This is a genomic window from Kitasatospora sp. NPDC090091 (genome assembly GCF_044747365.1).
Classification (GTDB): Bacteria; Actinomycetota; Actinomycetes; order Streptomycetales; family Streptomycetaceae; genus Kitasatospora.
The window spans coordinates 45473-71669 of sequence record NZ_JBIVDY010000015.1; the positions used below are offsets into that span (position 1 = coordinate 45473).

At 73.8% G+C, this 26197-nt stretch carries 21 protein-coding genes, 1 tRNA gene and 1 riboswitch; of the genes, 18 read left to right on the forward strand and 4 right to left on the reverse strand.

Annotation, left to right across the window (positions count from 1 at the left end; all coding sequences use genetic code 11):
• The first annotated feature begins 259 nt into the window (after positions 1-259).
• Positions 260-1732, forward strand: coding sequence for an NAD-dependent malic enzyme (locus ACIPSC_RS25255; protein WP_400828339.1), 1473 nt, complete (start codon positions 260-262; stop codon positions 1730-1732).
• A 509-nt stretch (positions 1733-2241) separates the two neighbouring features.
• Positions 2242-2523, forward strand: coding sequence for an HU family DNA-binding protein (locus ACIPSC_RS25260; protein ID WP_030059737.1), 282 nt, complete (start codon positions 2242-2244; stop codon positions 2521-2523).
• Between the two features lie 74 nt (positions 2524-2597).
• Here the strand turns inward: ACIPSC_RS25260 and murA are convergent, their stop codons facing one another.
• Entirely contained in the window at positions 2598-3938 is a 1341-nt protein-coding gene (gene murA, locus ACIPSC_RS25265) for a UDP-N-acetylglucosamine 1-carboxyvinyltransferase (protein WP_400828340.1), read from the reverse strand.
• A gap of 314 nt (positions 3939-4252) precedes the next feature.
• Here murA and ACIPSC_RS25270 point away from each other — a divergent pair, with 314 nt between their 5' ends.
• The 6 genes from ACIPSC_RS25270 to ACIPSC_RS25295 all read left to right on the forward strand — a co-directional run bounded on the left by ACIPSC_RS25270 (position 4253) and on the right by ACIPSC_RS25295 (position 11860).
• Positions 4253-4837 (forward strand): YqgE/AlgH family protein, encoded by a 585-nt coding sequence (locus ACIPSC_RS25270; protein WP_238862816.1) that lies wholly within the window; start codon positions 4253-4255, stop codon positions 4835-4837.
• A 110-nt stretch (positions 4838-4947) separates the two neighbouring features.
• Complete coding sequence (locus tag ACIPSC_RS25275; protein ID WP_238862815.1) at positions 4948-5223, forward strand: DUF3039 domain-containing protein; 276 nt, start codon at positions 4948-4950, stop codon at positions 5221-5223.
• A gap of 88 nt (positions 5224-5311) precedes the next feature.
• Positions 5312-6985 carry a beta-N-acetylhexosaminidase gene (locus tag ACIPSC_RS25280; RefSeq protein ID WP_400828341.1) on the forward strand — a complete coding sequence of 558 codons (1674 nt, stop codon included), beginning with the start codon at positions 5312-5314 and terminating at the stop codon, positions 6983-6985.
• A gap of 320 nt (positions 6986-7305) precedes the next feature.
• Entirely contained in the window at positions 7306-8172 is an 867-nt protein-coding gene (locus tag ACIPSC_RS25285) for an FAD binding domain-containing protein (RefSeq protein WP_400828481.1), read from the forward strand.
• Entirely contained in the window at positions 8169-9536 is a 1368-nt protein-coding gene (locus tag ACIPSC_RS25290) for a 2Fe-2S iron-sulfur cluster-binding protein (RefSeq protein ID WP_400828342.1), read from the forward strand. Before ACIPSC_RS25285 ends, ACIPSC_RS25290 begins: the two co-directional genes overlap by 4 nt.
• Positions 9533-11860: a xanthine dehydrogenase family protein molybdopterin-binding subunit gene (locus tag ACIPSC_RS25295; protein ID WP_400828343.1), complete on the forward strand. Its 2328-nt coding sequence runs from the start codon at positions 9533-9535 to the stop codon at positions 11858-11860. Before ACIPSC_RS25290 ends, ACIPSC_RS25295 begins: the two co-directional genes overlap by 4 nt.
• Positions 11861-12036: 176 nt before the next feature.
• Here ACIPSC_RS25295 and ACIPSC_RS25300 read toward each other — a convergent pair.
• A tRNA-Cys gene (locus ACIPSC_RS25300) sits at positions 12037-12108 on the reverse strand.
• Positions 12109-12387: 279 nt separating this feature from the next.
• Positions 12388-12453, forward strand: a riboswitch (guanidine-III (ykkC-III) riboswitch).
• Between the two features lie 44 nt (positions 12454-12497).
• Here ACIPSC_RS25300 and ACIPSC_RS25305 point away from each other — a divergent pair.
• A complete protein-coding gene (locus ACIPSC_RS25305) occupies positions 12498-12812 on the forward strand; it encodes a DMT family transporter (RefSeq protein WP_400828344.1) in 315 nt (104 codons plus the stop codon).
• A 114-nt stretch (positions 12813-12926) separates the two neighbouring features.
• Complete coding sequence (locus tag ACIPSC_RS25310; protein ID WP_400828345.1) at positions 12927-14363, forward strand: MFS transporter; 1437 nt, start codon at positions 12927-12929, stop codon at positions 14361-14363.
• 2 nt (positions 14364-14365) lie between these two features.
• Here the strand turns inward: ACIPSC_RS25310 and ACIPSC_RS25315 are convergent, their stop codons facing one another.
• Positions 14366-15676, reverse strand: a complete 1311-nt coding sequence (locus ACIPSC_RS25315; RefSeq protein ID WP_400828346.1) for a hypothetical protein — start codon at positions 15674-15676, stop codon at positions 14366-14368.
• Between the two features lie 390 nt (positions 15677-16066).
• Between ACIPSC_RS25315 and ACIPSC_RS25320 the strand changes: the two genes are divergently transcribed.
• The 3 genes from ACIPSC_RS25320 to ACIPSC_RS25330 are packed head-to-tail and all read left to right on the forward strand — an operon-like array spanning position 16067 to position 20606.
• The gene (locus ACIPSC_RS25320; protein ID WP_400828347.1) at positions 16067-16711 is read left to right on the forward strand and encodes a class F sortase; all 645 of its coding nucleotides are present in this window, start codon (positions 16067-16069) and stop codon (positions 16709-16711) included.
• On the forward strand, positions 16708-18027 hold the full coding sequence (locus ACIPSC_RS25325; protein ID WP_400828348.1) for an alpha/beta hydrolase: 1320 nt from the start codon (positions 16708-16710) through the stop codon (positions 18025-18027). Before ACIPSC_RS25320 ends, ACIPSC_RS25325 begins: the two co-directional genes overlap by 4 nt.
• On the forward strand, positions 18024-20606 hold the full coding sequence (locus ACIPSC_RS25330) for a bifunctional lysylphosphatidylglycerol flippase/synthetase MprF (RefSeq protein ID WP_400828349.1): 2583 nt from the start codon (positions 18024-18026) through the stop codon (positions 20604-20606). Before ACIPSC_RS25325 ends, ACIPSC_RS25330 begins: the two co-directional genes overlap by 4 nt.
• A gap of 55 nt (positions 20607-20661) precedes the next feature.
• Here ACIPSC_RS25330 and ACIPSC_RS25335 read toward each other — a convergent pair whose 3' ends face one another.
• A complete protein-coding gene (locus ACIPSC_RS25335; RefSeq protein WP_400828350.1) occupies positions 20662-21150 on the reverse strand; it encodes an SsgA family sporulation/cell division regulator in 489 nt (162 codons plus the stop codon).
• 322 nt (positions 21151-21472) lie between these two features.
• On the opposite strand from ACIPSC_RS25335, the gene ACIPSC_RS25340 reads away from it, so the two are divergent.
• From ACIPSC_RS25340 to ACIPSC_RS25360, 5 genes are all read left to right on the forward strand, one after another.
• Complete coding sequence (locus ACIPSC_RS25340; protein ID WP_400828482.1) at positions 21473-23305, forward strand: DEAD/DEAH box helicase; 1833 nt, start codon at positions 21473-21475, stop codon at positions 23303-23305.
• Positions 23306-23562: 257 nt separating this feature from the next.
• Positions 23563-23808 (forward strand): TM2 domain-containing protein, encoded by a 246-nt coding sequence (locus ACIPSC_RS25345; RefSeq protein ID WP_238862805.1) that lies wholly within the window; start codon positions 23563-23565, stop codon positions 23806-23808.
• A gap of 2 nt (positions 23809-23810) precedes the next feature.
• Positions 23811-24254 carry a DUF2752 domain-containing protein gene (locus ACIPSC_RS25350; protein WP_400828351.1) on the forward strand — a complete coding sequence of 148 codons (444 nt, stop codon included), beginning with the start codon at positions 23811-23813 and terminating at the stop codon, positions 24252-24254.
• Between the two features lie 398 nt (positions 24255-24652).
• Positions 24653-25303: an IclR family transcriptional regulator gene (locus tag ACIPSC_RS25355; RefSeq protein ID WP_238862803.1), complete on the forward strand. Its 651-nt coding sequence runs from the start codon at positions 24653-24655 to the stop codon at positions 25301-25303.
• A gap of 37 nt (positions 25304-25340) precedes the next feature.
• Complete coding sequence (locus tag ACIPSC_RS25360) at positions 25341-26147, forward strand: S16 family serine protease (protein WP_400828352.1); 807 nt, start codon at positions 25341-25343, stop codon at positions 26145-26147.
• Positions 26148-26197 lie beyond the last annotated feature (50 nt).

Below are 26197 nucleotides of genomic sequence, written 5' to 3' on the forward strand. Positions count from 1 at the left end.
ACACCGACCCGCCATGCTCGCCTCGCGGCAAGTGGTCCCTCGAAGGGACGAAGGTTGGGCCCGGGGGCTTGGATCGAGCCGGTGTCCCGTCCAATGTAACGCATCGGCCCGGAGAGGCAAGAAGTTGTCGGATCCGCACACTCAATGAACGTTATTTCTGGCTACCCCTTGGAAGGTGCGACGATCGAGGTCTAGCATGCGCAGGCGATGCCTTCAACAAAATGTTGAGCCTGCCGATGGACGGAAGAAGGAAGCGTCGATGGCGACGGTGCCCAGTGTCTCCAACTCGATCACGGTGCGGCTCGAAGTCCCGGCCCGGGGCAACGCCGTCAGTGCGATCACCACGGCGGTCGAGTCCTCGGGCGGTTCCGTCACCGGCCTCGACGTCACCGCCTCCGGCCTGGAGGCGCTGCGGATCGACGTGACGGTCGCGGCCTCGTCCGTCGCCCACGGTGAGGAGATCGTCGAGAAGCTCCGCACCATCGACGGCGTGTCGATCGGCAAGGTCTCCGACCGTACCTTCCTGATGCACCTCGGCGGCAAGATCGAGATGTCCTCGAAGCTGCCGATCCGCAACCGTGACGACCTCAGCATGATCTACACCCCGGGTGTCGCCCGGGTCTGCATGGCGATCGCCGAGAACCCCGAGGACGCCCGCCGCCTCACCATCAAGCGCAACAGCGTCGCCGTGGTCACCGACGGCTCCGCGGTGCTCGGCCTGGGGAACATCGGCCCGGCCGCCGCGCTGCCGGTGATGGAGGGCAAGGCGGCCCTGTTCAAGCGCTTCGCGGGCATCGACGCCTGGCCGATCTGCCTGGACACCCAGGACACCGACGAGATCGTGGCCATCGTCAAGGCGATCGCCCCGGGCTTCGCCGGCATCAACCTGGAGGACATCTCCGCACCGCGCTGCTTCGAGATCGAGGCGCGGCTGCGCGAGGCGCTGGACATCCCGGTCTTCCACGACGACCAGCACGGCACCGCGATCGTGGTGCTGGCGGCGCTCACCAACGCGCTCAAGGTGGTCGGCAAGCAGATCGGCGATATCCGGGTCGTCATGTCGGGCGCCGGCGCAGCCGGTACCGCGATCCTCAAGCTGCTGCTGGCGGCCGGCGTCGAGCACGCCACCGTCGCGGACGTGCGGGGCGTGGTCCACCAGGGCCGCGACGACCTCAACGAGAACCTGCGCTGGATCGCCGACCACACCAACCGCTCGGGCCGCACCGGCAGCCTCAAGGAGGCCGTCGCGAACGCCGACGTCTTCATCGGCGTCTCGGCCCCGAACGTGCTGGACGGCGACGACATCGCCACCATGGCGGAGGACGCGATCGTCTTCGCGCTGGCCAACCCGGACCCGGAGGTCGACCCGGCGGTGGCCCGGCAGACCGCCGCGGTGGTCGCCACCGGCCGCAGCGACTTCCCCAACCAGATCAACAACGTGCTGGTCTTCCCGGGCGTCTTCCGCGGCCTGCTGGACGCCCAGAGCCGGACGGTCAACACCGAGATGATGATCGCCGCCGCCCGGGCGCTGGCCACCACCGTCGCCGACGACGAGCTGAACGCGAACTACATCATCCCCAGCGTCTTCCACAAGGACGTCGCCAAGACGGTGGCCTCCGCCGTCCGCGAGGCCGCGCTGGCGGGTGCTCAGGAGGCCCCCGTGGCGGCCCGTCCGACCCCGGGCATCGTCGGCACGCTCGACACCGCCTCCTTCCCCGCCGTCAAGCTCTGACGGGGGCCCCGCGGCTCGTGTCGCGGATCGGCCAAATGTCCGAATAGCGCGCTTACCCACCCAGGCCCGCCCCGAACCCTTGCGACACAAGGGCGAGGGGCGTGTTTGGGCTTGTCAGTCCTAGGGCGTACGGTAGCCCTGCACGGGGCAGGCGTGTCCGACAAGTACGGAACGTCCCCCTGGTCTTCCGGCGAGTCGTCCCGACCGCCGTCCGCGCCCGGTCCGCCGGAGCCGACGGAGCGTCACACCTCCAACGGGCGGGCGATGTTCGGGTGGCCCGGCCGGGGCCCGATTGGCTTTCTCGGGGCCGGACGGGGCAGGATTCGTATCCAGGCAGGCGGGCGGGCCTTCGAAGGCTCCGGCGCGCGGCATCGGGTACGGACCCGGCCTGCGACCACGCATTGCCTGCATGAGCACAGTGTGCGGACCTGCGGCCCATCCGGGTGCCCCCCGGTGGGAGCACCGGTGGGCCCCCGCACACCGCAAGCGAACAGACCACAGGAGTACACATGAACCGCAGTGAGCTGGTGGCCGCGCTGTCCGAGCGCGCCGAGGTGACCCGCAAGGACGCCGACGCCGTTCTGGCCGCCTTCGCCGAGATCGTCGGCGAGGTCGTCGCCAAGGGCGACGAGAAGGTCACCATCCCCGGTTTCCTGACCTTCGAGCGCACCCACCGCGCTGCCCGCACCGCCCGCAACCCGCAGACCGGCGAGCCGATCCAGATCGCGGCCGGCTACAGCGCCAAGGTGAGCGCGGGCTCCAAGCTCAAGGAAGCCGCCAAGGGCGCCTGAGCAACCCCTTGAACGCCGAGAGGCCGGGCTCCCCTTCCGGGGGGCCCGGCCTCTCGCCGTAGGCGGGGTGCCGGTCAGGCGTCGACCAGCTGCCCGGCGGGCAGCTCGACGTGGGCGCCGAGGTCCCGCAGCTTCTCCATGAAGTTCTCGTAGCCGCGGTTGATCAGGTCGATGCCGTGCACGGTCGAGGTGCCCTCGGCCGCCAGCGCCGCGATCAGGTACGAGAAGCCGCCGCGCAGGTCCGGGATGACCAGCTCGGAGCCGATCAGCTTGGACGGGCCGGAGACGACCGCGGAGTGCTGGAAGTTGCGGGCGCCGAAGCGGCACGGGGTGGCGCCGAGGCACTCGCGGTAGAGCTGGATGTGCGCGCCCATCTGGTTCAGCGCGCCGGTGAAGCCGAGCCGCGACTCGTACACCGTCTCGTGCACGATGGACAGGCCGGTCGCCTGGGTCAGCGCGACCACCAGCGGCTGCTGCCAGTCGGTCTGGAAGCCGGGGTGGACGTCGGTCTCCAGCGCGATCGCCTTGAGCTCGCCGCCCGGGTGCCAGAACCGGATGCCCTCGTCGTCCACCTCGAAGGCGCCGCCGACCTTCCGGAAGGTGTTGAGGAAGGTCATCATCTCCAGCTGGCGGGCGCCGCGGACGTAGATGTCGCCCTTGGTGGCCAGCGCCGCGCAGGCCCAGGAGGCGGACTCCAGGCGGTCCGGCAGCGCGCGGTGGGTGTAGCCGCCCAGCTCGTCGACGCCGGTGATCAGGATGGTCCGGTCGGTGCCCATCGAGATGATCGCGCCCATCTTCTGCAGCACGCAGATCAGGTCGACGATCTCCGGCTCGATGGCCGCGTTGCGCAGCTCGGTGACGCCCTCGGCGAGGACGGCGGTGAGCAGCACCTGCTCGGTGGCGCCGACCGACGGGTACGGCAGCTCGATCCGGGTTCCGCGCAGGCGCTGCGGGGCGACCAGGTAGGTGCCCTGCGGGTGCTTCTCGATGTTGGCGCCGAACTGGCGGAGCACCTCGAAGTGGAAGTCGACCGGGCGGCCGCCGATGTCGCAGCCGCCCAGGCCGGGGATGAAGGCGTGGCCGAGGCGGTGCAGCAGCGGGCCGCAGAAGAGGATCGGGATGCGCGAGGAGCCGGCGTGCGCGTCGATGTCCGCGACGTTGGCGCTCTCCACGTGGGACGGGTCGAGGATCAGCTCGCCGTCCTCGTCACCGGTGCGCACGGTGACACCGTGCAGCTGGAGCAGTCCGCGGACCACCTTGACGTCACGGATGTCCGGGACGTTGCGCAGTCTGCTGGGGCCCTGCCCGAGAAGGGCGGCGACCATGGCCTTGGGGACCAGGTTCTTCGCACCACGGACGCGGATTTCGCCTTCGAGCGGGTTTCCGCCGTGGACCAGCAGGACGTCGTCGGTCATCGTTCTCGCAATCCGGGGTGCCAGAGGAGTGGGTGGGGCTCCGGAACGGGAGCCGGGCGGTGGACCGGTCGTACGGGCGCGTTCGGGCCCCCGGCATGACCGAGTCGGCACCGCATAAGGGCGTCCACCATCAGTAGATGGTAGTGGGCGTCCCGGTGGTTCCCGTGAGCCTCTCCCGTGATGGTGCTCTCGCCGGGTGGTGCCGCGCCCGCCGGTGCGTCCGTACGGGTGTTCGCGCGGCGTGGCGGCGGCGGTCCGGACGGCCTTCGTGTTGCGGTGTCCGCCCCCGGCCGTTCTGCGGGATCATGTGAGGCATGACGGCGGCCCATTCGCACGGAGACCGGTCCCACACCGGCCGTTTGCTCGTCGCGACCCCCGTGCTCACCGACCCGAACTTCGCCCGGGCGGTGGTGCTCCTCCTCGACCACGACGCCGAGGGGGCGCTCGGTGTCGTGCTGAACAGACCGACCCCGGTCGAGGTGGGCAGCGTGCTGGACGGCTGGGGCGGGCTGGTCGGCCAGCCGGCCGTGGTGTTCCAGGGCGGGCCGGTGGCGCTGGACTCGGCGCTCGGCCTGGCGGTGGCGCCGGGGGAGCCGGGCACCGTCGAGCCGCTCGGCTGGCGGCGGGTGCACGGCGCGATCGGCCTGGTGGACCTGGAGGCGCCGCCCGAGGTGCTGGCCGGCGAGCTGGGCGGGCTGCGGATCTTCGCCGGGTACGCGGGCTGGTCGCCGGGGCAGCTGGAGGCGGAGATCTCCTCCGGCGCCTGGTACCTGGTCGACTGTGAGCCGGGCGACATCTCCAGCCCGGAGCCGGAGCGGCTCTGGCGCTCGGTGCTGCGCCGCCAGCGCGGCCCGCTGGCGCTCCTGGCGACGTACCCGGACGACCCCACGCTGAACTGAGCCCGGAGGTCGCCGGCGGGCCGTGCCCCCCGCCCGACCGGGGCCGCGGCGACCGGCCGCCGGGCCCGACACTGGCCGGGTTTCCCGGACCGCCCATAGACTTGGCACTCATGAGCACTCTTGAGCCCGAGCGCGGCCTCGGCACCGGCACCCTGGTCGAGCCCGTCCCGCAGGTGTCCCACGGGGACGGCGACCACGAGCGCTTCGCGCACTACGTCCAGAAGGACAAGATCATGGAGAGCGCGCTCTCCGGGTCTCCCGTGGTGGCGCTCTGCGGCAAGGTGTGGGTCCCCGGACGCGACCCGAAGAAGTACCCGGTCTGCCCGATGTGCAAGGAGATCTACGACGGCATCGGCAAGCCGCAGGGCGGCGACGGCGACAAGTAGCGGACCGCCCGGCCCGGACCGTTCCGCATCGCGACACGTTCGCGGATTGGTCTATGCCAGTTGACCGCGCCGGGGGCAGGATGACGGGATGGACCTCATCCCCGCCCCCCTGGGCTCCGTCCGCCTCCCGGACCGGGACTTCCCGCTCGACCACGCCACCACCCTCACCGCCCCGCCCGCACTGGCCGGGGCGGAGCGGTGGCTGCGGTCCGCGCTGACGGCCGCGACCGGCCTTCCGCTCACCCCCGGGCGGCCCGGTGAGGGCATCGAGCTGGTCCACGACGAGGCGCTGGCCGGCGAGGCGTACCGGCTCTCGGTGCGCCCGGGCCGTGCCGTGATCACCGCCGGCGGCCCGGCCGGCGCGCTCTGGGGTGCGCAGACGCTGCGCCGGCTGCTCGGCCCGGACGCCTACCGGCGGGCGCCGCTGCGCGACGGCGGCTGGGTGCTCCCGGGCGCCGACATCGAGGACGCCCCGCGCTTCGGCTGGCGCGGCGCGCTGCTGGACGTCGCCCGGCACTTCCTGCCCAAGGCCGACGTGCTGCGCTTCGTCGACCAGCTCTCCGCGCACAAGCTCAACGTGCTGCACCTGCACCTGACCGACGACCAGGGCTGGCGGGTGGAGATCAAGCGCTACCCGCGGCTCACCGAGCGGGCCTCCTGGCGCGAGCGTTCGATGGTCGGCTACCGGGCCGGGCAGCGGCGCGACGACCGGCCGCACGGCGGCTTCTACACCCAGGACGACCTGCGCGAGATCGTCGCGTACGCCGCCGAGCGGGCGGTCACCGTCGTCCCGGAGATCGACCTGCCGGGCCACACCCAGGCGGCCGTCGCCGCCTACCCGGAGCTGGGGAACACCGACGTGGTGGACACCGCTGCGCTGGGCGTCTGGACCGACTGGGGCGTCAGCCACAACGTGCTCAACCCCTCCGAGGCCACGCTGCGCTTCTTCGAGGGCGTGCTGGAGGAGGTCCTGGAGGTCTTCCCGTCCGAGTTCATCCACCTCGGCGGCGACGAGTGCCCGAAGGAGCAGTGGAAGGAGAGCCCGGCCGCCCAGGCGCGGATCCGGGAGCTGGGCCTGGCCAACGAGGACGAGCTGCAGAGCCACCTGATCCGGCACTTCGACCGCTGGCTGGCCGACCGCGGCCGCCGGCTGATCGGCTGGGACGAGATCCTGGAGGGCGGCCTGGCCGTCGCCGCCCCGCCGACGGGCGCGGCAGTGCCGGCCGCCGGGCGTCCCGGGGCGGGGTGGCGCTCGCGAGCCGCGGTCTCGTCCTGGCGGGGCTTCGGCGGAGGGATCGCCGCCGCGCGGGCCGGGCACGACGTGGTGATGTGCCCCGAGCAGCACGTCTACCTCGACCACCGGCAGGCCGACGGCCCGGACGAGCCGATCCCGGTCGGCTTCGTGCGGACCCTGGAGGACGTCTACCGCTTCGAGCCGGTGCCGGCCGAACTGGACGAGGCCGCGGCCCGGCGGGTGATCGGCACCCAGGCCAACCTGTGGAGCGAGTTCACGGACAGCGCCCGGGACATCGACTACCGGGCCTTCCCCCGGCTCGCCGCCTTCGCCGAGGTCGCCTGGTCCGCCCTGCCCGCCGACCCGGCCGCGCGGGACTACGCCGGCTTCGAGCGCCGGATGGCCTCCCACCTGGAGGTACTGGACGCGCTCGGGGTGGAGTACCGCCCGGCCGGCGGTCCGTACCCCTGGCAGAGGTGGCCCGGCGTGGCCGGCCGGCCGATCGACGGGCCGCCGCCGGCGGTCTGAGCCCGGCCCGGCCCCGGGCGGTGAACGGCCGGGGGAACTTCTGAGCGGCCGTCGGACGTCAAGAACAGATGAACATCTGCTCCGGTCCGGTCCGGATCGGAGCAGATACCGCCCGGTATCCGTCCCAATCGGGCAGTCCCGTTCGCAGGCCCCGAAATGATCATCGAGCATTGTGTGCCAGAGTTGCCCAACCCGGCCCGATCGCCCGTACCCTACGGGCCAGGCCGGGCTGCCGACGCGGACACCCGGCCGAGGGCCGCGGGCGGCAGGCGATCGATGAGCAAGTGGAGCACGGTGGGACCCAGGTGAACCGGACGATCATGCTGCCGGCCTCCCTCGACGAGGCCGTCGACGCGCTGGCCGCTCACCCGGCCGCGGTGCCGGTGGCCGGCGCCACCGACCTGATGGAGGCCGTCAACGCCGGACGCCTCCGCCCCGCCGCCCTGATCGGCCTCGGCCGGATCACCGAACTGCGCGGCTGGCGCTACGAGGACGGCGGCACCGCCGTGCTCGGCGCCGGACTCACCCACGCCAGGATGGACCGCCCCGACTTCGCCGCCCTCATCCCCGCCCTCGCCGACGCCGCCCGCACCGCCGGCCCCCCGCAGGTGCGCAACGTCGGCACCCTCGGTGGCAACATCGCCACCGCCGCCCCGGCCGGCGACACCCTTCCGGTGCTCGCCGCCCTGGAGGCCACCGTCACCCTCGCCCGGGCCGGCGCCAGCCGCGAGGTCCCGGTCAGCCACCTGCTCACCGGCCTCGACCCGCTGCGCCCGGGCGAACTGCTCACCTGGGTGCGCGTCCCGCTGCTGCACGCCCCGCAGGTCTTCCTCAAGGCCACCGGCCGCAGCGGCCCGGCCCGCGCCACCGCCTCGGTCGCCCTCGTCCTCGACCCCGCCCGGCGCGCCGTGCGCTGCGCCGTCGGCGCCGTCGCCCCGGTGCCGCTGCGCCCGCTGGAGGCCGAGGCCTGGGTGGCCGGCTGCATCGACTGGGACGGCAGCCGGGAGATCGACCCCGCCGCGACGGCCGCCTTCGGCGAGTACGTGGCCGCCGCCTGCGTCCCGGACAGCTACGGCGCCGAGGGTGCCTGGGAGGCCGTGACCGAGGGGCCGAGCGCGGCCGCCGTCCGGCTGCGGCGTACCGTATCGGTGCTGGCCCGCCGGGCACTGGGAAGGGCGCTGAAGTGACCACTGACCCCATCGAGACCCTCGACGCGGGCGCGTTCGACCACGCGCCGCAGGTCAGCCGCGAGCTGCGCCCCTGTGCCTCGTACACCCTGCGGGTCAACGGTTTCGAACGGCCCGTCACCGACGCCTGGATCGGCGAGAGCCTGCTCTACGTGCTGCGCGAGCGGCTCGGCCTGGCCGGTGCCAAGGACGGCTGCGAGCAGGGCGAGTGCGGCGCCTGCTCGGTGCAGGTCGACGGCCAGCTGGTGGCCGGCTGCCTCGTCCCGGCCGCGCTGGCCGCGGACAGCGAGATCAACACCGTCGAGGGCCTGTCGGCCGGCGGCGGCGCCAGCGACGTCCAGCAGGCGCTGGCCGAGTCCGGCGCGGTGCAGTGCGGCTACTGCGCCCCCGGCATGGCGATGGCCGTGCACGACCTGCTGCAGCGCAACCACCGGCCCACCGAGGTCGAGGCCCGGCAGGCGCTCTGCGGCAACCTCTGCCGCTGCACCGGCTACCGCGGTGTACTGGCCGCGGTGCAGAACGTCGCCGACGCGCGCGCCGCCGAGGCCGAGGAGGCGGAAGCGGCGCTCGCCGCCCAGGCGGCCGCCGAGGGCGCCGACCCGGCCACCGCCGCGGCCGCGGCGGAGGAGTCGGAGCAGCCGGCCGACCCGCCGGTGTACACCGACGAGGACGCCTGGATCGAGCACGTCCCGCAGCCGCCGACCGAGGAGACCCCGACCACCGCGGGCACCGGCGTCGGCGTCGGCATGCAGTACGGCACCCCCGACGGCCTGGGCGGTTACGACACCGGCGTCTACGACACCGGGGTGCTGCCGCAGGTGCACGACATCCCGGCGCAGGGCGGCGAGCCGTCCGGCTACTACCCGCAGCCCGGCTACCCGGAGCAGCCCGGCTACCCGGAGCAGGCCGGCTTCCCCGGGCAGGCCGCCCACCCCGGGCAGGCCGCCCACCCCGAGCAGGCAGGCTTCCCGGAGCAGGCCGGCTACGCGCCGGCCGGGCCGGGCCACACCCCGGCCCACGGCACCTACCTGCCCGGCGGCGGGCCGGAGGGCGGCTACCCGGACCAGGGCTACCCGCAGCAACCCGGCTACGACGCCTCGCCCTACGACGGCCCGGTCTACGAGCCGACGCCGGCCCACGGCACCCCGGTCCCCGGCCCCGAGGGCGCGGCCTTCGACGGCACCGCCTTCACCGGCACCGCGTTCCAGGGCGCCGGGTACGAGGGCACGCCCGCCCACGGCACGCCGTACGTCCCCGCGCCCCCGCTCGGCGCCCCGGCCGACGGCACCGCCCCCGCCGGCGTCCCGTACGGCGCCACCCCCGCCCACGGCATCCGGCTCCCCGAGGACGACCACGCATCATGACGTCGCCTACCGACATCGGCGCAGCACCCCAGCAGGACGGCGGCGAGGGCGGCGCACCGGAGCCGTTCGGGCTCGGCAGCTCCCCGCTGCGCAGCGACGCGCTGCCCAAGGCGCTCGGCATCTACCCGTACGCCGCCGACCTCTGGGCCGAGGGCCTGCTCTGGGGTGCGGTGCTGCGCTCGCCGCACCCGCACGCCCGGATCAGGGGCATCGACACCTCCGCCGCGCTCGCCCTGCCCGGCGTGCACGCCGTGGTCACCGCCGCCGACCTGCCGGAGGGTCCGGACGGCGGCCCCGACGGCGCCCCGGCCGGCCCGATCGTCGCCGACCGGCCGGTCCTGGCCGCCGGCGTGGTCCGCCACCACGGCGAGCCGGTCGCGGCGGTCGCCGCCGACCACCCGGACACCGCCCGCCTCGCCGTCGGCCTGATCGCCGTCGACTACGAGCCGCTGGAGGCGGTCACCGACCCCGAGCAGGCCTTCACCGCCGCGCCACTGCACCCGGACGGCAACCTGTTCCGGCACCTGCCGCTGCGCACCGGGGACCCCGAGGCGGCCGGCGAGATCGTGGTCGAGGGCCTCTACCAGGTCGGCCGGCAGGACCCGGCGCCGCTCGGCGCCGAGGCCGGCCTCGCCGTGCCGCGCCCGGACGGCGGCGTGGAGCTGCACCTGTCCTCCACCGACCCGCACGGCGACCGCGACCGCACGGCCGGCTGCCTCGGCCTGGAGCCGGACCGGGTCCGGCTGGTGGTCACCGGCGTGCCCGGGGCCACCTCCGACCGCGAGGACCTCTCCTTCCAGGTCACCCTGGCGCTGCTGGCGCTGCGCACCGGGCGGCCGGTGAAGATGACCCTCACCCGCGAGGAGTCCTTCCACACCCACACCTCGCGCCACCCGGCGCTGCTGCGCTACCGCCACCACGCCGACGCCGAGGGCAAGCTGGTCAAGGTCGAGGCGCAGATCCTGCTGGACGGCGGCGCGTACGCGGACGTCTCGGCAGAGGCGCTGGCCGCCGCCACCGCGTTCTCGGTCGGCCCCTACGTCTGCCCGAACGTCTTCGTGGACGCCTGGGCGGTGCGCACCAACAACCCGCCGGCCGGCCGGATGCGCGGCGAGGGCGCGCTCCAGGCGTGCTTCGCCTACGAGTCGCAGCTCGACCAGCTGGCCGCCCGGGTCGGCGTGGACCCGGTCGAGATCCGCCGCCGCAACGCGATGGCCACCGGCGACCCGATGCCCACCGGACAGGCCGTCACCTGCCCCGCGCCGGTGGCAGCGCTGCTGGACGCGGTCTCCTCGGAGCCGCTGCCCGCGCTCCCGGTGGACGACCCGGACGCCGAGTGGCTGCTGCCGGGCGGTCCGGGCGGCGCCGGCGACCCGGCGGCCGTGCGGCGCGGCATCGGCTACGCGGTGGGCATGGTGCACATGCTGGGCGCCGAGGGCGAGGACGAGGTCTCGACCGCGACGGTGCGGGTCAGTGGCGACCACGCCACGGTGATCTGTGCCGCCGTCGACTCCGGCCAGGGCTTCGCCACGCTGGCCCGCCAGATCGTGCAGTCGGTGCTGGGCGTCAGCGAGGTCTACATCGCCCCGGCCGACAGCGACCAGTCGATCGCCGGCCCCTCCGCGCGCGGCCGGCACACCTGGGTCTCCGGCGGTGCGGTGGAGCGGGCCGCGCTGATGGTCCGCCACCAGCTGCTGCAGCCGATCGCCGCCAACTTCGGGATGTCGGCCGAGCTGCTGCAGATCGCCGACGGCAAGATCACCTCCTACGACGGGGTGCTCGGCATGCCGGTCGCCGAGGCGCTGGAGGGCAAGGAGCTCTGGGCGACCGCCCAGTGCCGGCCGCACCCGACCGAGCCGCTGGACGAGGCCGGCCAGGGCGACGCCTTCGTCTCGATCGCCTTCTGCGCGATGCGGGCGGTGGTGGACGTGGACATCGAGCTCGGCGCCGTCCGGGTGGTGGACGTGACGGTCGCCCAGGACGTCGGCCGGGCGCTCAACCCGCGTCAGATCGAGGACCGGATCGAGGCGGGCGTCGCCCAGGGCGTCGGCCTGGCCCTGCTGGAGGACCTGCGCACCGAGGGCGGCCTGCTGGTCAACCCCTCGCTCACCGGCTACCGGATGCCGACCTCGCTGGACACCCCGGAGGTGCGGATCGCGGCCCTGCTGGAGGAGCGGGACGTGGTGGCCACCTTCGGCGCCAAGGCGGTCAGCGCGGTGCCGGCCGTGGTCGCCCCGGCCGCGGTGGCGGCGGCGGTCCGTGCGGCCACCGGGCTGCCCGTCGGCCGGCTGCCGATCCGGCCCGAGGACGCCGTCACGGCCTGAGCGTGCCGGGCCGGGCGGAACCGCGCCCGGCCCGCGTCCGCCCCGCGTTCGACGTGCGTCCGCCCCTCCGCATTTCCCGGCCCGCTTTCGTGCGGTCCGCACGGGAATTCCGGGTCAATGGCACGACGAATTGCCGGGAGGCGCATTTCGCGCCGACCGGCAATTCGCTTTCACGGAGGCCATGACGGGATTCGAACCCGTGTAAACCGCTTTGCAGGCGGTCCCCTGAACCACTCGGGCACACGGCCGTGGGGTCGAGCTGGGGCGGAGCTGGGTGGAGCCGGGCCGGAAACGGCCCGAGGGCTGGACTGCGGGCGCGTTCAGGCGCAGCGGCAGCAGCGACAGGCGCGACAACAGCGGGGAGCCGCGGCACAGGTGCGGGGCGCAGCGGGGGCCACCGTCTTCCTGTCCATTTCCGACTCCTGTCGTCGTTCGCCGTGTTGGTGAATTCATCTTGGCGGACGCCGTGGCGGACCGTCAATATCCATTTGTAAATTCTGCATGGCGGACTGTGCTACGGTCGGAGACAGGTGGTCCTCATCCGGCCGCCCCGGACGAGCGCGTCGTACCCGGTGACGACAAGACGGCGCAGTACAGCGGCAACCCGGCCGCTGCTGACTGCGGAGGTCCGATCGCCATGGCGTGGCTCGTTCTGATCATCTCGGGTGTCCTGGAGACCGTCTGGGCGGTGGCCCTGGAGTCCTCCAAGGGCTTCTCCCGGCTCGTCCCCACCCTCGTCTTCGGCATCGCGCTGGCCCTGAGCATGGGCGGCCTGGCGTACGCGATGCGCTCGATCCCGATCGGCACCGGCTACGCGGTCTGGGTCGGCATCGGCGCGGTCGGCACGGCCCTGTACGGGATGGCGGTGCTGGGCGACCCCGGCACCCTGGCGCGGATCGGCTGCCTGCTGCTGATCGTCTCCGGTGTGGTGGGCCTCAAGGCGCTGCACTGACCCGGCGGACGGGGCCCGGCCGGCGCGGGCGAGTGCCGTGCGGGCCCTGCGAGGAGTCGATCAAGGTCTGAAAGTCAGGGGTCATTCGATCGGACGGGTCTTACGATGTTACGTATGACCACAGCCTCCCCCACCTCGGTCGACTCCGTTCCGGCGCCCAGCGAAGAGACCGACTCGGGCGGGGTGCTCAGCGGCCCCTACCGGGCGCTGACCCTGGGGATCGTCTCCGTGGTCCTGCTGCTGGCCTTCGAGGCGACGGCGGTCAACACCGCGATGCCGGTCGCCGCCCGTCAGCTGGACGGCCTGGGCCTGTACGCCTTCGCGTTCTCCGGCTACTTCACCACCACGCTGTTCGCCCTGGTCGTCTCCGGCCAGTGGTGCGACCGGCGCGGGCCGCTGCAGCCGCTGTTCACCGGCATCGCGGTGTTCGGCGCCGGCCTGGTGGTGGCCGGGGCGGCGCCCGGGATGTGGGTCTTCGTCGCCGGGCGCGCCGTCCAGGGCCTGGGCGGCGGACTGGTCATCGTGGCGCTGTACGTGGTGGTCGGCCGGGCCTATCCGGAGCGGCTGCGCCCGGCGGTGTTCGCGGCCTTCTCCGCGGCGTGGGTGCTGCCCTCGATCGTCGGCCCGGTGGTCTCCGGCGCCGTCACCCAGCACCTCGGCTGGCGCTGGGTCTTCCTCGCCGTCCCGGTGCTGATCCTGCTGCCGCTCGCGGTGATGGGCCCGGCACTGCGGCGTTCGGAGAAGGCGCAGCCGGTGGCGACGGGTGCGGACTTCGACCGCCGCCGCACCCTGCTGGCGGCGATGGCCGCGGTCGGCGCGGGCCTGCTGCAGTACGCCGGCCAGCGGCTGGACCTGCTCGGGCTGCTCCCGGCCGCCGCCGGGGCGGCGCTGCTGCTGCCCGCGGTGCTGGGGCTGCTGCCCGCCGGGACGCTGCGGGCCGGGCGCGGCCTGCCGACGGTGATCCTGCTGCGCGGGGTGGCGGCGGGGGCGTTCTTCGCGGCGGAGGCCTTCATCCCGCTGATGATGGTCACCCAGCGCGACCTGTCGCCGACGCTGGCCGGGCTGACGCTGACCAGCGGCGGGCTCTCCTGGGCGCTGGGCTCGATGCTGCAGGGGCGGCCGGGTGCCGAGCGGTACCGCGAGGCGATGATCCGCGGCGGGTTCGTGCTGACCGCGGTGGCGATCGCGGGGGCGGCGCTGGTGCTGGTCCCGGCGGTGCCGGCCTGGGTGGCGGCGGCGGCCTGGGGCGTCGGCGGGATCGGGATGGGCCTGGCGGTGGCGAGCATCAGCGTGCTGATGATGCGGCTCTCCGCGCCGGAGGACGCCGGGGCCAACTCGGCCTCGCTGCAGATGAGCGACGCGCTCGGCAACGTGCTGCTGGTCGGCCTCGCCGGGGTGCTCTTCGCGGCGCTGGGCGGCGGCTCGGTGGCCGCCGCCCAGGAGGGGACCGGGGGCGCCGGCTCGTCCGGCGCGTTCGCGGTGATCTTCCTGACCATGACCGGGGTGGCGCTGCTGGGCGCCCTGGTGTCCGGCCGGGTGCGGAAGGCCTGAGGTCACTTCCCGCCGGCGGGGACGTCGGCGGTCGCCGGGGCGGTGGTGGGGGCGCCGGTGGCGGCCGGGCCGGGGGAGCCGAGGAACACGTCCCAGCCGCCGGCCGGGGCCTGGCCCTGGGCGAGGCCCTGCAGCTTGCGCAGCACCGCCGGGTCCTGGGCGTCCAGCCAGTCCACCAGCTGGCGGAAGGAGACCAGCCGGACCTCGGGCCGGCCGGCGATCGCCTTGAGCGCGTCCTCGACGGCGTTCATGTAGATGCCGCCGTTCCACTGCTCGAAGTGGTTGCCGATGATGTACGGCGCCCGGTTGGTGGTGTACGCCCGCTCGAAGCCCATCAGGTAGGCGTCCCGGGCCTGCGCCTGGTACGCCGGGTGGAGCGCCGGGTCCGCCTTGGTGTTGCTGCCGGACTGGTTGAACATGATGTTGTAGTCCATCGAGAGCACCTGGAAGGTGTGCCCGGGGAAGGGGATGGACTGCAGCGGGAGGTCCCAGAGCGCCCCGCCCTGGATCTTCTGCGGCCAGACCTGGGTGCCGTTGCCGCTGCTGTCGTACCGCCAGCCGCGCTTGGCGGCGGTCGGCAGCAGGTTGCGCTGGCCCTCCAGACAGGGGGTGCGGCTGCCGATCAGCTCCCGGCGGTAGTCGAAGGGCAGCGCCGGCAGGTCGGTGAAGCCGGTGTTGGTCCGCCACATCATGACGAAGTCCATCGCCTGCTGGATCTCGCTGTCCCACTCCTCCGGCGACCACTTGCCGACGCCGGTGGCACCGCAGAAGTGCCCGTTGAAGTGGGTGCCGATCTCGTGCCCCTCCAGCCAGGCCGCGTGCAGGTTCTCCAGCGTGTCGCGGATGTGCTGGTCGCTCAGGTAGCCGATGTCGGAGGCGCCGACCTTGTGCTGCGGCGGGCGGTAGAGGTCCTTCTTGGACTCCGGCAGCAGGTAGAGGCCGCTCAGGAAGAAGGTCATCGACGCGTTGTGCTCCCGGGCGAGCCGGCGGAACCGGCCGAACAGGCGGTTGTCCAGCTCGCCGGCGCCGTCCCAGGAGAAGACCACGAACTGCGGCGGGCGCTCGCCGGGCTTCAGCGGCTCGGCGGTGGGCTGGTGGGGCTGGGGGCCGGTGTCCGAGGTGGAGCCGTCGCCGATCAGGGTGGCCGGGGGCTTCGGGGTGTCGCCCCCTCCGGCTCCGTCCGCCGCCGGGTCGGCCGGGACCGGTGCCGCCTTCCCCCCGGTGCTCCCGCTGTTCCCGGCGCAGCCGGCCGCGAGGGTGGCTGCGGTCGCAGCGCCGGCGGCCAGCAGGGTCCGACGGGAGAGAGCGTCCATGGTCACTCCGTTCGTGGGGTACCGTCGCCCGGGCCCGTTCGGACAACTGCCCGGTCAGACAAGTGCGGTGATAGACCTTTGAGCGGGGTCAGCATGGCATGTGGGCGTGATCAGTCCTTGATTCACCACGAATGATCGGAATCGATCGCCCGATTGATGCAACCGGATCGCCGTTCGAGGCTGTCGATGGACGTGCGGGGCGGGCCTGACGGCCGCTGCTCCCTCCGGGTGATCGCCGTCCTGGTCGGAGCAGACCCGGGACCCGCGACCCTGCCGATCGGCGGGTGCCGGTACGACCATCGTATGGATGTGTCATAAAGTCCGGTCCGGTTGAATTGTTCCCAGGAAACTCCCAGGAACGGTCAAGACGTCGGCAGAGGGGAGCGCCGGGTGGGCGCCCAACAGAGCAGGAGCCCCTGGCCGGGCACCCTGGCGGTCGGCGCCGCGTTCGTGCTCGGCGCCTGGCTGCTGCACGACGGCGGCCGGCTCGCCCTGCCGCCGGTCCCGGCCGCGGGGCAGGCGCTCTCGGGCTTCGCCCCGGTCTCCGTCGTCCCCCCGCTCGGGCCCTCCGCGCCGACCCGGATCCGGATCCCGTCCGTCCGGCTCGACGCCCCCGTCACCGCCCTCGGGCTGGACGGGGAGGGCCGGCTGCAGACGCCGCCGGAGAACGACCGCAATCTGGCCGGCTGGTACCGCGGGGGAGCCACCCCCGGCCAGCGCGGCACCGCGATCATCGCCGGCCACGTGGACAACCGCAGCGGTCCCGCCGTCTTCTACCATCTTGGGGCGCTGCATCGCGGCGACCGGATCGAGATCGTCCGCGAGGACGGCGCCACCGCCGTCTACCAGCTCTACGCCATCGAAGTGCACGACCGAAAGGACTTCCCGGACGACCGGGTGTACCGCCAGGCCGCCGACGCCCAGCTCCGGGTGATCACCTGCGGCGGCGGGTACAGCGAGGAACACGGCTACCAGGGGAACGTGGTGGCCTATGGCTTCCTGGCCGACACCACCCGGCCGGGGAAGAACGTATGACCACCACCGAGCTCGCCCTCAACTGGAACCCGATCGACTGGCCGCTCACGCACGGCCCGATCCCGTACGCCGTCCTCGCGGCCGGCTGGATCTCCGTCGCCGCGCTCGCCCTCTCCCGCGACCGGCGCTGGCGGAGCCTGCGCCCGGTCGGCGCGGTGCTCCTCGGCGGCACGCTGACCGCCCTGGTCGAGTTCGTCGTCGACGGCTGGTGGCACCCGTTCCCCGAGGGGCTGCCCGACTACGTCATCGGGTGGATCGCGCTCGCGCTGTTCGGGATCTCCCTGGCGGTCTTCCGCGCGCCGCTGCTCTCCCGCCGCCGCCACCGGTTCTACGCCGCCGGCGGCGCCGCCCTGGTGGTGCTGACCGCGGCCTCCCAGGTCAACCGAGGATTCGACCAGTACCCGACCGCCCGGACGATGCTCGCGCCGAAGACCCAGGCGCTGACCTCCGGCCATGCCTCCGACACCGTCACCACGCCGCCCGACCGGGCGCTGGCCGACGTCTGGCAGGCCCCGCCCGGCCTCCCCGCCAAGGGCACCGTCTCCAGCACCCGAATACCCGGCACCAAGTCCGGCTTCGCGACCCGCGACGCCTACGTCTACCTCCCGCCGGCCTACCAGGCGAGCCCCCGGCCGCTGCTGCCCGTCGTGGTCCTGCTGCCCGGCCAGCCCGGCGCCCCGTCCGACTGGATCACCTCCGGCGCCATCCAGGACACCCTGGACGCCTTCGCCGCCGAGCACCACGGCCTGGCCCCGATCGTGGTGGTCGCCGACCCGACCGGGGACTCCTGGACCAACACGCTCTGCATGGACTCCCGGATCGCCAAGGCCCACACCTACCTGGCCGAGGACGTCCCGGACTGGATCCACAGCCGCCTCCAGACCGCCACCGGCCGCACCTCGCTGGCCGTCGGCGGGCTCTCCCTCGGCGGCACCTGCTCGCTCCAGCTGGCCGTCAACGCGCCCCAGGTGTACGGCACCTTCCTGGACATCTCCGGCCAGTCCGAGCCCACCCTCGGCGGCCACTCCGAAACCGTCGCCAAGGCCTTCGGCGGCGACGAAGCGGCCTTCGCGGCCGTCGACCCGCTGCACCTGATGGCCGCCCGGTCGTTCCCGGACACCGCCGGCGTCTTCGTCGTCGGCGCCAACGACCCGGACTTCCGCCCCCAGCAGGAGAAGGCCTTCGAGGCCGCCAAGCAGGCCGGGATGGCGGTCGACTACCAGACCCTGCCCGGCGGGCACAGCTGGTCCGTCTTCCGGGGGGCCTTCGAGCAGAACCTGCCCTGGCTGGCCAAGCGGATGGAGCTGATCCGGTGATCGAGCTCGGCACGGCGCCACTGCGCTCCGCGCAGCGACGCGCGCCCTCCGTCCCGGCACAGCCCGGCCCCCGGCCCACCCCGCAGCCCGCCCCGCAGCCCGGCCCCCGGCCCACCCTGCGGCCCGGCCGGCGCCACGCCGCCCGGCTGGCGGGCCGGATCGCCGGCCGGCTGCGCGCGGCGCCGCTCACCCTCACCCTGCTCGGCGTCCTCTGGGCGGTCGGCGGAGCCACCGGCGCCCTCGCCCACGGCCCCTCCCGGGAGCTGCTGGCCCGGATCGGCGTCGGCCTGCCCACCCTCGCCGAGGGCCGCTGGTGGACGCCGTTCACCTCGCTGATCTGGTGCTCCAGCGCCGGCTCGTACGTCTTCACCAGCCTGCTGCTGCTCCTGGTCGGCCCGGTCGCCGAGAGCCGGCTCGGCCGGGCCCGCACGCTCGGCGTGCTGCTCGGCGGGCAACTGCTCGGCACCCTGCTCGGCACCGCGCTGGTCGGGGTCGGCGCCCGGGCCGGCGAGCAGTGGACCGCCGCCGTCGCCGACCAGACCGGGTGCGGCCCGGTCACCGGCCTGTTCGCACTGGCCGGGGTGCTCGGCTTCCGGCTCACCGTGCTCTGGCGGCGCCGGCTGCACCTGCTGGTGGTGCTGGTGCCGCTGGTGATGACCCTCTACGTCGGCCACCTGCAGAGCGTCCAGCGGTTCGCCGGCGCGCTGCTCGGCCTCGGCGCCGGCGCGCTGCTCGCCCGCGGCCGGCGCCAGCGCAGCCCGCTGCGCTCCTCGCACACCGAGACCCGGGTGCTGGTCGCGCTCTGCCTGGTGGCGGCCGCCCTCGGGCCGCTGATCGCCTCGCTCTACGACAACGCCACCGGGCCGTTCAACACCTTCTCCGAGCTGTACTTCTCGCACCGGCTCACCCCCGACGAGATCGCCGAGTTCTGCGCACTCTCCGCGCACGACTGCGCCCGCGCGCACGCGGTCGAGCGGATCTTCGACACCCCGGGCCGGCTGATGGCCGCGCTCTTCCCGGCCCTGCTGCTGGTCCTCGCCGAGGGCCTGCGCCGCGGGCTGCGGCTGGCCTGGCGGATCACCGTCGCCACCGAACTGCTCTGGGTCGCGCTGCTGGTCTGGCTGTTCACCGAGGCCGGCACCACCGGCGGGGGCGTGCTGCAGTACTTCGTCGAGGCACTGCTGCTGCCGCTGCTCACCACCGCCCTGCTGCTGGCCACCCGGCAACGGTTCCGCCTGCGGCTGCCCGGCGCGGTGCTCGCCCGGCTCGGCGCGGTGCTCGGCGGGGCGCTGCTGCTCGCCTCCGCCGCGTACGCGGGCCTCGGCGCGGCCGCGGCCGCCCAGTTCGAGCCGTCCGCGACCTTCCGCGGGCTGCTCGCCGGCCTGCCCGCGCAGTTCCTGCCGCCCGCCTACAACGACCTGCTGCCCGACTACCCGATCGCCGTCGGCCCGTTCGCGCGGCTGCTGGAGGCCAACTGCGGCCTCGCCTTCTGGGCGGTCGCGCTGGCCGCGCTGCTGGTGTCCTTCCGCCGTCCGGTGGTGCACACCGACGCCGCGGACGCCGCCCGGGCCCGGGCACTGCTCACCGCGCACGGCGGCGGCACCCTCTCATTCATCTCCACCTGGGACGGGAACCACTACTGGTTCGACGAGGAGGGCCGGGCCGCCGTCGCCTACCGGGTGCTCTCCACCGTGGCGCTGACCACCGGCGACCCGTTCGGCGAGCCGGAGGCTCGCCGCCGCGCGGTGGCCGGCTTCGCCCGGTACTGCGACGCCCGCGGCTGGACGCCGTGCTTCTACAGCGTCACCCCGGAGACCGAGGCCGCCGCCGGGGCGCTCGGCTGGCGTTCGCTGCAGGTCGCCGAGGACACCGTGGTCGCCCTGCCGCAGCTGGCCTTCACCGGCCGCAAGTGGCAGGACATCCGCACCGCGCTCAACAAGGCCGGCAAGCAGGGCATCACCGCCGAGTGGTGGGCCTACCGCGACGCGCCGCTCGCGCTGCGCGACCAGATCCGCTCGATCTCCGAGGAATGGGTCTCCGAGAAGGGTCTACCCGAGATGGGCTTCACCCTCGGCGGGCTGGAGGAGCTGGACGACCCGGACGTCCGGCTGCTGGTCGCGGTCGACGCCGAGGGCACCGTGCACGGGCTGACCAGCTGGATGCCGGTCTACGAGAACGGTGCGCCGGTCGGCTGGACGCTGGACTTCATGCGCCGGCGCTCGGACGGCTTCCGCGGGGTGACGGAGTTCCTGATCGCCTCGGCCGCCCTGGGCTTCAAGGAGGAGGGCGCGCGCTTCCTCTCGCTCTCCGGTGCGCCGCTGGCCCGCTCCGGGCGGGACGCCGAGCCCACCGGGCTCCAGCGGATGCTCGACTGGATGGGCCGGGTGCTGGAGCCGGTGTACGGGTTCCGCTCGCTGCTGGCGTTCAAGGCGAAGTTCCAGCCGGAGTACCGGCCGCTGTACATGGCGTACCCGGACCCCGCGGCGCTGCCCAGCATCACCCGGGCGATCGGCAAGGCGTACCTGCCGCACCTGACGGCGGCGCAGGGGGTCCGGCTGATGCGCCGGCTCTCCTCCTGAGCCCCGCTCCGCCGCGGGCCCGGCCCCGCTCGGCCGGGCAGCTCGGCCGGGCGGCTCAGCCGAGCAGCTCGGCCAGCGCCCGGTCGGGGTCCAGGAACAGGTGCTCGTCGCCGTCGGGGACGACCACCCGGCTGCGCCAGAGGAAGCGCCGCAGGTCGGTGCTGTCGAACCGGATCAGCGCGGTGCCCTCGGGCGCCCTCAGCTCGACCATGGTGCGCCGGCCGGCCGCGGGCCGGATGTGGACGTCGCCGAGGCCGGCAGGCAGCTCCAGGCCGGCCGCCAGGAGGTGGCGGGCGAAGACCCAGACGATGTCCCGGCCGCCGTCCGGGTCCGGCCCGTCGCCGGGGCCCCCGGCCGGGGCGTCGCCCGCTGCGCCGTCCGGGCCGTCGCCCGGCTCGTCCAGCGAGAACTCGGCCGGAAACGCCATCCGGACGGCGAGCGGGTCGTCCGGGCGGTAGGACAGCGTGACCCGCAGCCGGGCGGAGCGGTGGGTGGAGAGGACCAGGCGGGCCTGGACGGTCTCGTCGACGGTGGGGGTGTGCACGGCGGTTCCCTTCTCGGTGCGGCGAGGCCTCGGCGACGGCTGTGGCGGGTGGGGCGGCCTCACCCTGGTGAGAGTCGTGAGGGAAGACGCTCTTACCCGGTTTCCCGGGACAATCGACGTGATCCACGTCACATCGGTTTCCGGCCGCCGAATGCGCCGCGGTCGGCCCCGTGCGGGCCGGGCCTGGCCGCCCGATCGGCGCCGGGCCGGTACGCTGGGCGGGTTGCCCGATTGCCGCCCGACCGCGGTCCGGGGCCGCAATTCCGCCTCTGACCTGCGACGATCCCCCTCGGAGACCGTGAGTACTGCCGCCGCCTCCTCGATGCCGCTCTTCTCCGACGTGTCGGAGCCGCACGCGCCCGTCCGGGCCGTCGGCCAGGCCGCGCCGACCTCCTCGCACCACCTCTCGCCGGCCTTCCCCGGCCGCGCCCCCTGGGGCACCGCCGGCAAGCTCCGGGCCTGGCAGCAGGGGGCGCTGGACAAGTACATCGAGACCCAGCCGCGCGACTTCCTCGCCGTCGCGACCCCGGGCGCCGGTAAGACCACCTTCGCGCTGACGCTGGCCTCGTACCTGCTGCACAACCACCTGGTGCAGCAGGTCACCGTGGTCGCGCCGACCGAGCACCTGAAGAAGCAGTGGGCCGAGGCCGCGGCCCGGATAGGCATCAAGCTGGATCCGGCGTACTCCTCCGGGCCGCTCTCCCGGGAGTACCACGGCATCGTCGTCACCTACGCGGGCGTCGGCGTGAACCCGATGCTGCACCGCAACCGGACCGAGGCGCGCAAGACGCTGGTCATCATGGACGAGATCCACCACGCCGGTGACTCCAAGTCCTGGGGCGAGGCCTGCTTCGAGGCCTTCGAGCCGGCCGCCCGCCGGCTGGCGCTGACCGGTACGCCGTTCCGCTCGGACACCAACCCGATCCCGTTCGTCCAGTACGAGGCGGGCGGCGACGGCATCCGCAAGTCGGTGGCCGACTACACCTACGGTTACGGGCACGCGCTGGCCGACCACGTCGTCCGCCCGGTGATCTTCCTCTCCTACAGCGGGAACATGCGCTGGCGGACGAAGTCCGGCGACGAGCTGGAGGCGCGGCTCGGCGAGCCGATGACCAAGGACCTGATCGCCCAGGCCTGGCGCACCGCGCTGGCCCCGCAGGGCGAGTGGATCCCGAGCGTGCTGCAGGCCGCCGACCGCCGGCTGACCGAGGTCCGCAAGGCGATCCCGGACGCCGGCGGCCTGGTGATCGCCACCGACCAGACCGTGGCCCGCGCGTACGCCAAGATGCTGCGCGAGATCAGCGGCGAGAAGGTCACCCTGGTCCTCTCCGACGAGGCCGAGGCGTCCAAGCGGATCTCCGACTACTCGGCCGGGACGTCCCGCTGGATGGTCGCGGTCCGGATGGTGTCCGAGGGCGTCGACGTGCCCCGGCTCTGCGTCGGGGTGTACGCCACCTCGATCTCCACCCCGCTGTTCTTCGCCCAGGCCGTCGGGCGCTTCGTGCGCGCCCGCAAGCGCGGCGAGACGGCCTCCGTCTTCCTGCCGACCATCCCGATGCTGCTGGGCTTCGCCAACGAGATGGAGCTCCAGCGCGACCACGTGCTGGACCGGCCGAAGAAGGAGGGCGAGGGCCTCTTCGACGAGGAGGACCGGCTGCTCGCCGAGGCCGAGCGGGCCAACGACGGGCCGGACGGCGCCGGCGGCGAGGAGTTCTCCTACGAGGCGATCGGCTCCGACGCGGTCTTCGACCGGGTGCTGTACAACGCCATGGAGTTCGGCATGCAGGCGCACCCGGGCAGCGAGGAGGAGGAGGACTACCTCGGCATCCCGGGCCTGCTGGAGCCGGACCAGGTGCAGATGCTGCTGCAGAAGCGCCAGCACCGGCAGATCCAGCGCAGCAAGGGCAAGCCGGCCGACGAGGCCGACCTGCTGGAGCTGCCGGCCGAGCAGCGGCCGGTCGTGACCCACCAGGAACTCCGCGAGCTGCGCAAGGAGTTGAACGCCCTGGTGGCAGCCTGGCACCACCGCACCAGCCAGCCGCACGGCACCATCCACAACGAGCTGCGCCGTCAGTGCGGCGGTCCGCTCACCGCGCAGGCCACCGCCAACCAGCTGAAGGCGCGGATCGCCCGAATCCGGGAATGGGCGAAGTAACGGTCCTTCGGGGAAATCCGGCCGTATCCCGAAGGCCATATGACGTTCAGGTATACGCGAAGGATTTGTAGAGACATCCGGCCTGATCGTCCGCTAGTGTTCCGCGTGCCGCGCCGCCTCCGGGCCGTCAAAGCTGCGCTCCGCCCGTTCCGGGCGGCTGTCGCGGCCCCGGTGAGCACGGCCGGTACCTCACCCCTCGAGGATGCGACTTCTTCCGTCGCGCCCTCGGACATGTCTTCACAAGGAGCACACCGAACGTGTCGTACCCGCCCTACGCCGCCCCGCAGCCCGAGCTGTCCGACAAGTCCAAGATCGTCGCGGGCATCCTGCAGCTCTTCCTGGGCGGCTTCGGCGTCGGCCGCTTCTACACCGGCCACATCGGCATGGGCATCGCCCAGCTGCTGACCTGCGGTGGTCTGGGCTTCTGGGCCCTGATCGACGGCATCATGTTCCTCGTCAGCAACGACCGCACGGACGCCCAGGGCCGTCTGCTGCGCGGCTGACCTTGCGCCCACCACGCGCGGCGCGCCGCCCCGGCCACGACGGCCGGGGCGGCTTCGCCGTTCCCGCCCGGGTGCGCACGGCCCTGCCGCCCCTGGCGGTGGCCGCCGGCGGGCTGGCCGGCGCCGCGTACCTGTGGTCGCGGAACCCGCACCTGCCGGGGCAGGCGCTGCCGTTCTGCCCCTGGCGGAAGGTGACCGGCCTGCAGTGCCCCGGCTGCGGCGGCACCCGGCTGGCGTACGACCTGCTGCACGGCGACGTCGCGGCGGCCTGGCACGACAACGCGGCGCTGCTGCTCGCGCTGCCGCTGGTCGCGCTGCTCTACCTCACCTGGTTGCGGCACGGCCTGGCCGGCCGGAGCTGGCGGCCCGCGCTGGGCCGGGGCGGCACCGCCGCCGTGCTCGGCACCGCGGCGGCCTGGACGGTCCTGCGCAACCTCGCGCTCTAGGTGTTCTGTCTCTTGGATCAGGCCTGGCCCGCCGCCCGGCCCCCCTCCGCGGATTGCGGGTGCCCCCTCCGGCCTGGTGTCCGGACAGCGGACTGTGTTCGAACTGGCGCCCCCACCCGGCTCGTGGATTGCCCGCATTTGCCCCCATTTGGTGGCCGCGGCGCAATTGATCTTGACCGAATTTTGGACAACCACTTCCGCCGCGAGAATTCCTTCACTACCTTTCCCACACGCTCTCCCGCCGGGACACCCCCCGCGAGACGGGCTCCGCAGGACCGCCAGGGCGTCAAGGACGACACACCGCGGCCCGAGCGCGGCCACCCCACCTGCGCGCGACACCCGAGTCCCGGACCGGCGCCGCCGCTCCGGCGACCCCGCCGCGGAAAGGAATGCGCGTCGTGACTGCAGAGACCTCCCAGACCCTGGACCGTGGCGTCCGGGTCCTCAAGCTCCTCGCCGACTCCGAGCGCGGGCTCACGGTGACGGAGCTCGCGGCCCGGTTGGCCGTGAACCGGACCGTCGTGTACCGGCTGCTGGCCACCCTGGAACAGCACGGGCTGGTCCGCCGCGACATCGGCGGCCGGGCCCGGGTCGGCCTCGGCGTGCTGCGGCTGGCCCACCGGGTGCACCCGCTGCTGCGCGAGGCCGCGCTGCCGGCCCTGCGCAGCCTGGCCGAGGACCTCGGCGCCACCGCCCACCTCACCCTGGTGGACGGCAGCGAGGCGCTGGCCGTCGCCGTGGTCGAGCCCAGCTGGACCGACTTCCACGTCGCGTACCGGACCGGGCTGCGCCACCCGCTGGGGGAGAGCGCCGCCGGGCGGGCGATCCTGGAGGCGCGCGGCTTCCCGAGCCAGCGCCGTCCGGAGCAGGGCTTCGTCATCACCCGCGCGGAGGAGCAGTCCGGGGCGTGCGGTGCCGCCGCGGCACTGATCGGGCTGAGCGGGATCGAGGGCAGCGTCGGTGTGGTGATGCTGAACGGCCTCGTCCCGGAGCGGGTCGGACCCCGGGTGGTGGAGGCCGCCACCGAGGTCGCCGACGCCCTGCGGTAGTGCCGGGCATCGGCCCGGGTGTGTTTGGATTTCCCCTGTGTCCGACACCAAGCTGCCCCCGGCCCTGACCGCTCCCCGGACCCGCGCGCTGGCGCTGTGCGGGGCGCTGATCACCGCGCTGTTCGCCGTGGCCGCCTTCGTCCCGCTGCCCTACACGCTGACCTGGCCGGGCGTGACCGCGGACACCCTCGGCAGCTACCAGGGCAAGCCGGTGCTGACCATCACCGGCGCGCCGGTGCGGACCCCCTCGGGCGAGCTGCGGATGGTCACCATCTCGGCGACCAACCCGGGGGAGGAGACCACCTTCTGGCGCTCGCTGCGGGCCTGGTTCGACCAGGACGAGGCGATCCGGCCGACCGAGACCGTCTACCCGCAGGGTGACCCGGCCAAGGCGGAGGAGGTGACCGCCCAGCAGATGGCCGAGTCGCAGGACAGCGCCACCACGGCCGCGCTCTCCTACCTCCACCTCTCGCCGGACCAGGTGAAGGTGAAGGTCGACCTCGGCGACATCGGCGGGCCGAGCGCCGGCCAGATGCTCGCGCTGGGCATCGTCGACAAGCTGGCCGGCGACGGCAAGGGCGGCGACCTCACCGGCGGGCTGAAGGTCGCGGGCACCGGCACCATCGACGACCAGGGCGTGATCGGGGCGGTGGGCGGCGTGCCGCTGAAGACCCAGGCGGCGGCCCGGGACGGCGCGACGGTGTTCCTGCTGCCGAAGGACGAGTGCGCGGACGCCAAGGTGAACACGCCTGCGGGGCTGCGGCTGGTGCCGGTGGGCACGCTGGGCGAGGCGGTCTCCGCGCTGGACGCGCTGCGCACCGGCGGGGCCGTCCCCGGTTGCTGAGCCGGACCGGCCCCGGCCGGGTGCGCCCCGGCTGCCGAGGCCGTGACGGG

Bases quoted from the DNA above. Each gene is read 5' to 3' on its own strand.
- murA (WP_400828340.1), bottom strand. From the start codon at position 3,938: ATGACCGACGACGTCCTGCTGGTCCACGGCGGAAACCCGCTCGAAGGC.
- ACIPSC_RS25285 (WP_400828481.1), top strand. From the start codon at position 7,306: ATGCTGCCGGCCTCCCTCGACGAGGCCGTCGACGCGCTGGCCGCTCAC.
- ACIPSC_RS25340 (WP_400828482.1), top strand. From the start codon at position 21,473: ATGCCGCTCTTCTCCGACGTGTCGGAGCCGCACGCGCCCGTCCGGGCC.
- ACIPSC_RS25295 (WP_400828343.1), top strand. From the start codon at position 9,533: ATGACGTCGCCTACCGACATCGGCGCAGCACCCCAGCAGGACGGCGGC.
- ACIPSC_RS25315 (WP_400828346.1), bottom strand. From the start codon at position 15,676: ATGGACGCTCTCTCCCGTCGGACCCTGCTGGCCGCCGGCGCTGCGACC.
- ACIPSC_RS25305 (WP_400828344.1), top strand. From the start codon at position 12,498: ATGGCGTGGCTCGTTCTGATCATCTCGGGTGTCCTGGAGACCGTCTGG.
- ACIPSC_RS25270 (WP_238862816.1), top strand. From the start codon at position 4,253: ATGACGGCGGCCCATTCGCACGGAGACCGGTCCCACACCGGCCGTTTG.
- ACIPSC_RS25310 (WP_400828345.1), top strand. From the start codon at position 12,927: ATGACCACAGCCTCCCCCACCTCGGTCGACTCCGTTCCGGCGCCCAGC.
- ACIPSC_RS25255 (WP_400828339.1), top strand. From the start codon at position 260: ATGGCGACGGTGCCCAGTGTCTCCAACTCGATCACGGTGCGGCTCGAA.
- ACIPSC_RS25325 (WP_400828348.1), top strand. From the start codon at position 16,708: ATGACCACCACCGAGCTCGCCCTCAACTGGAACCCGATCGACTGGCCG.
- ACIPSC_RS25275 (WP_238862815.1), top strand. From the start codon at position 4,948: ATGAGCACTCTTGAGCCCGAGCGCGGCCTCGGCACCGGCACCCTGGTC.
- ACIPSC_RS25280 (WP_400828341.1), top strand. From the start codon at position 5,312: ATGGACCTCATCCCCGCCCCCCTGGGCTCCGTCCGCCTCCCGGACCGG.
- ACIPSC_RS25260 (WP_030059737.1), top strand. From the start codon at position 2,242: ATGAACCGCAGTGAGCTGGTGGCCGCGCTGTCCGAGCGCGCCGAGGTG.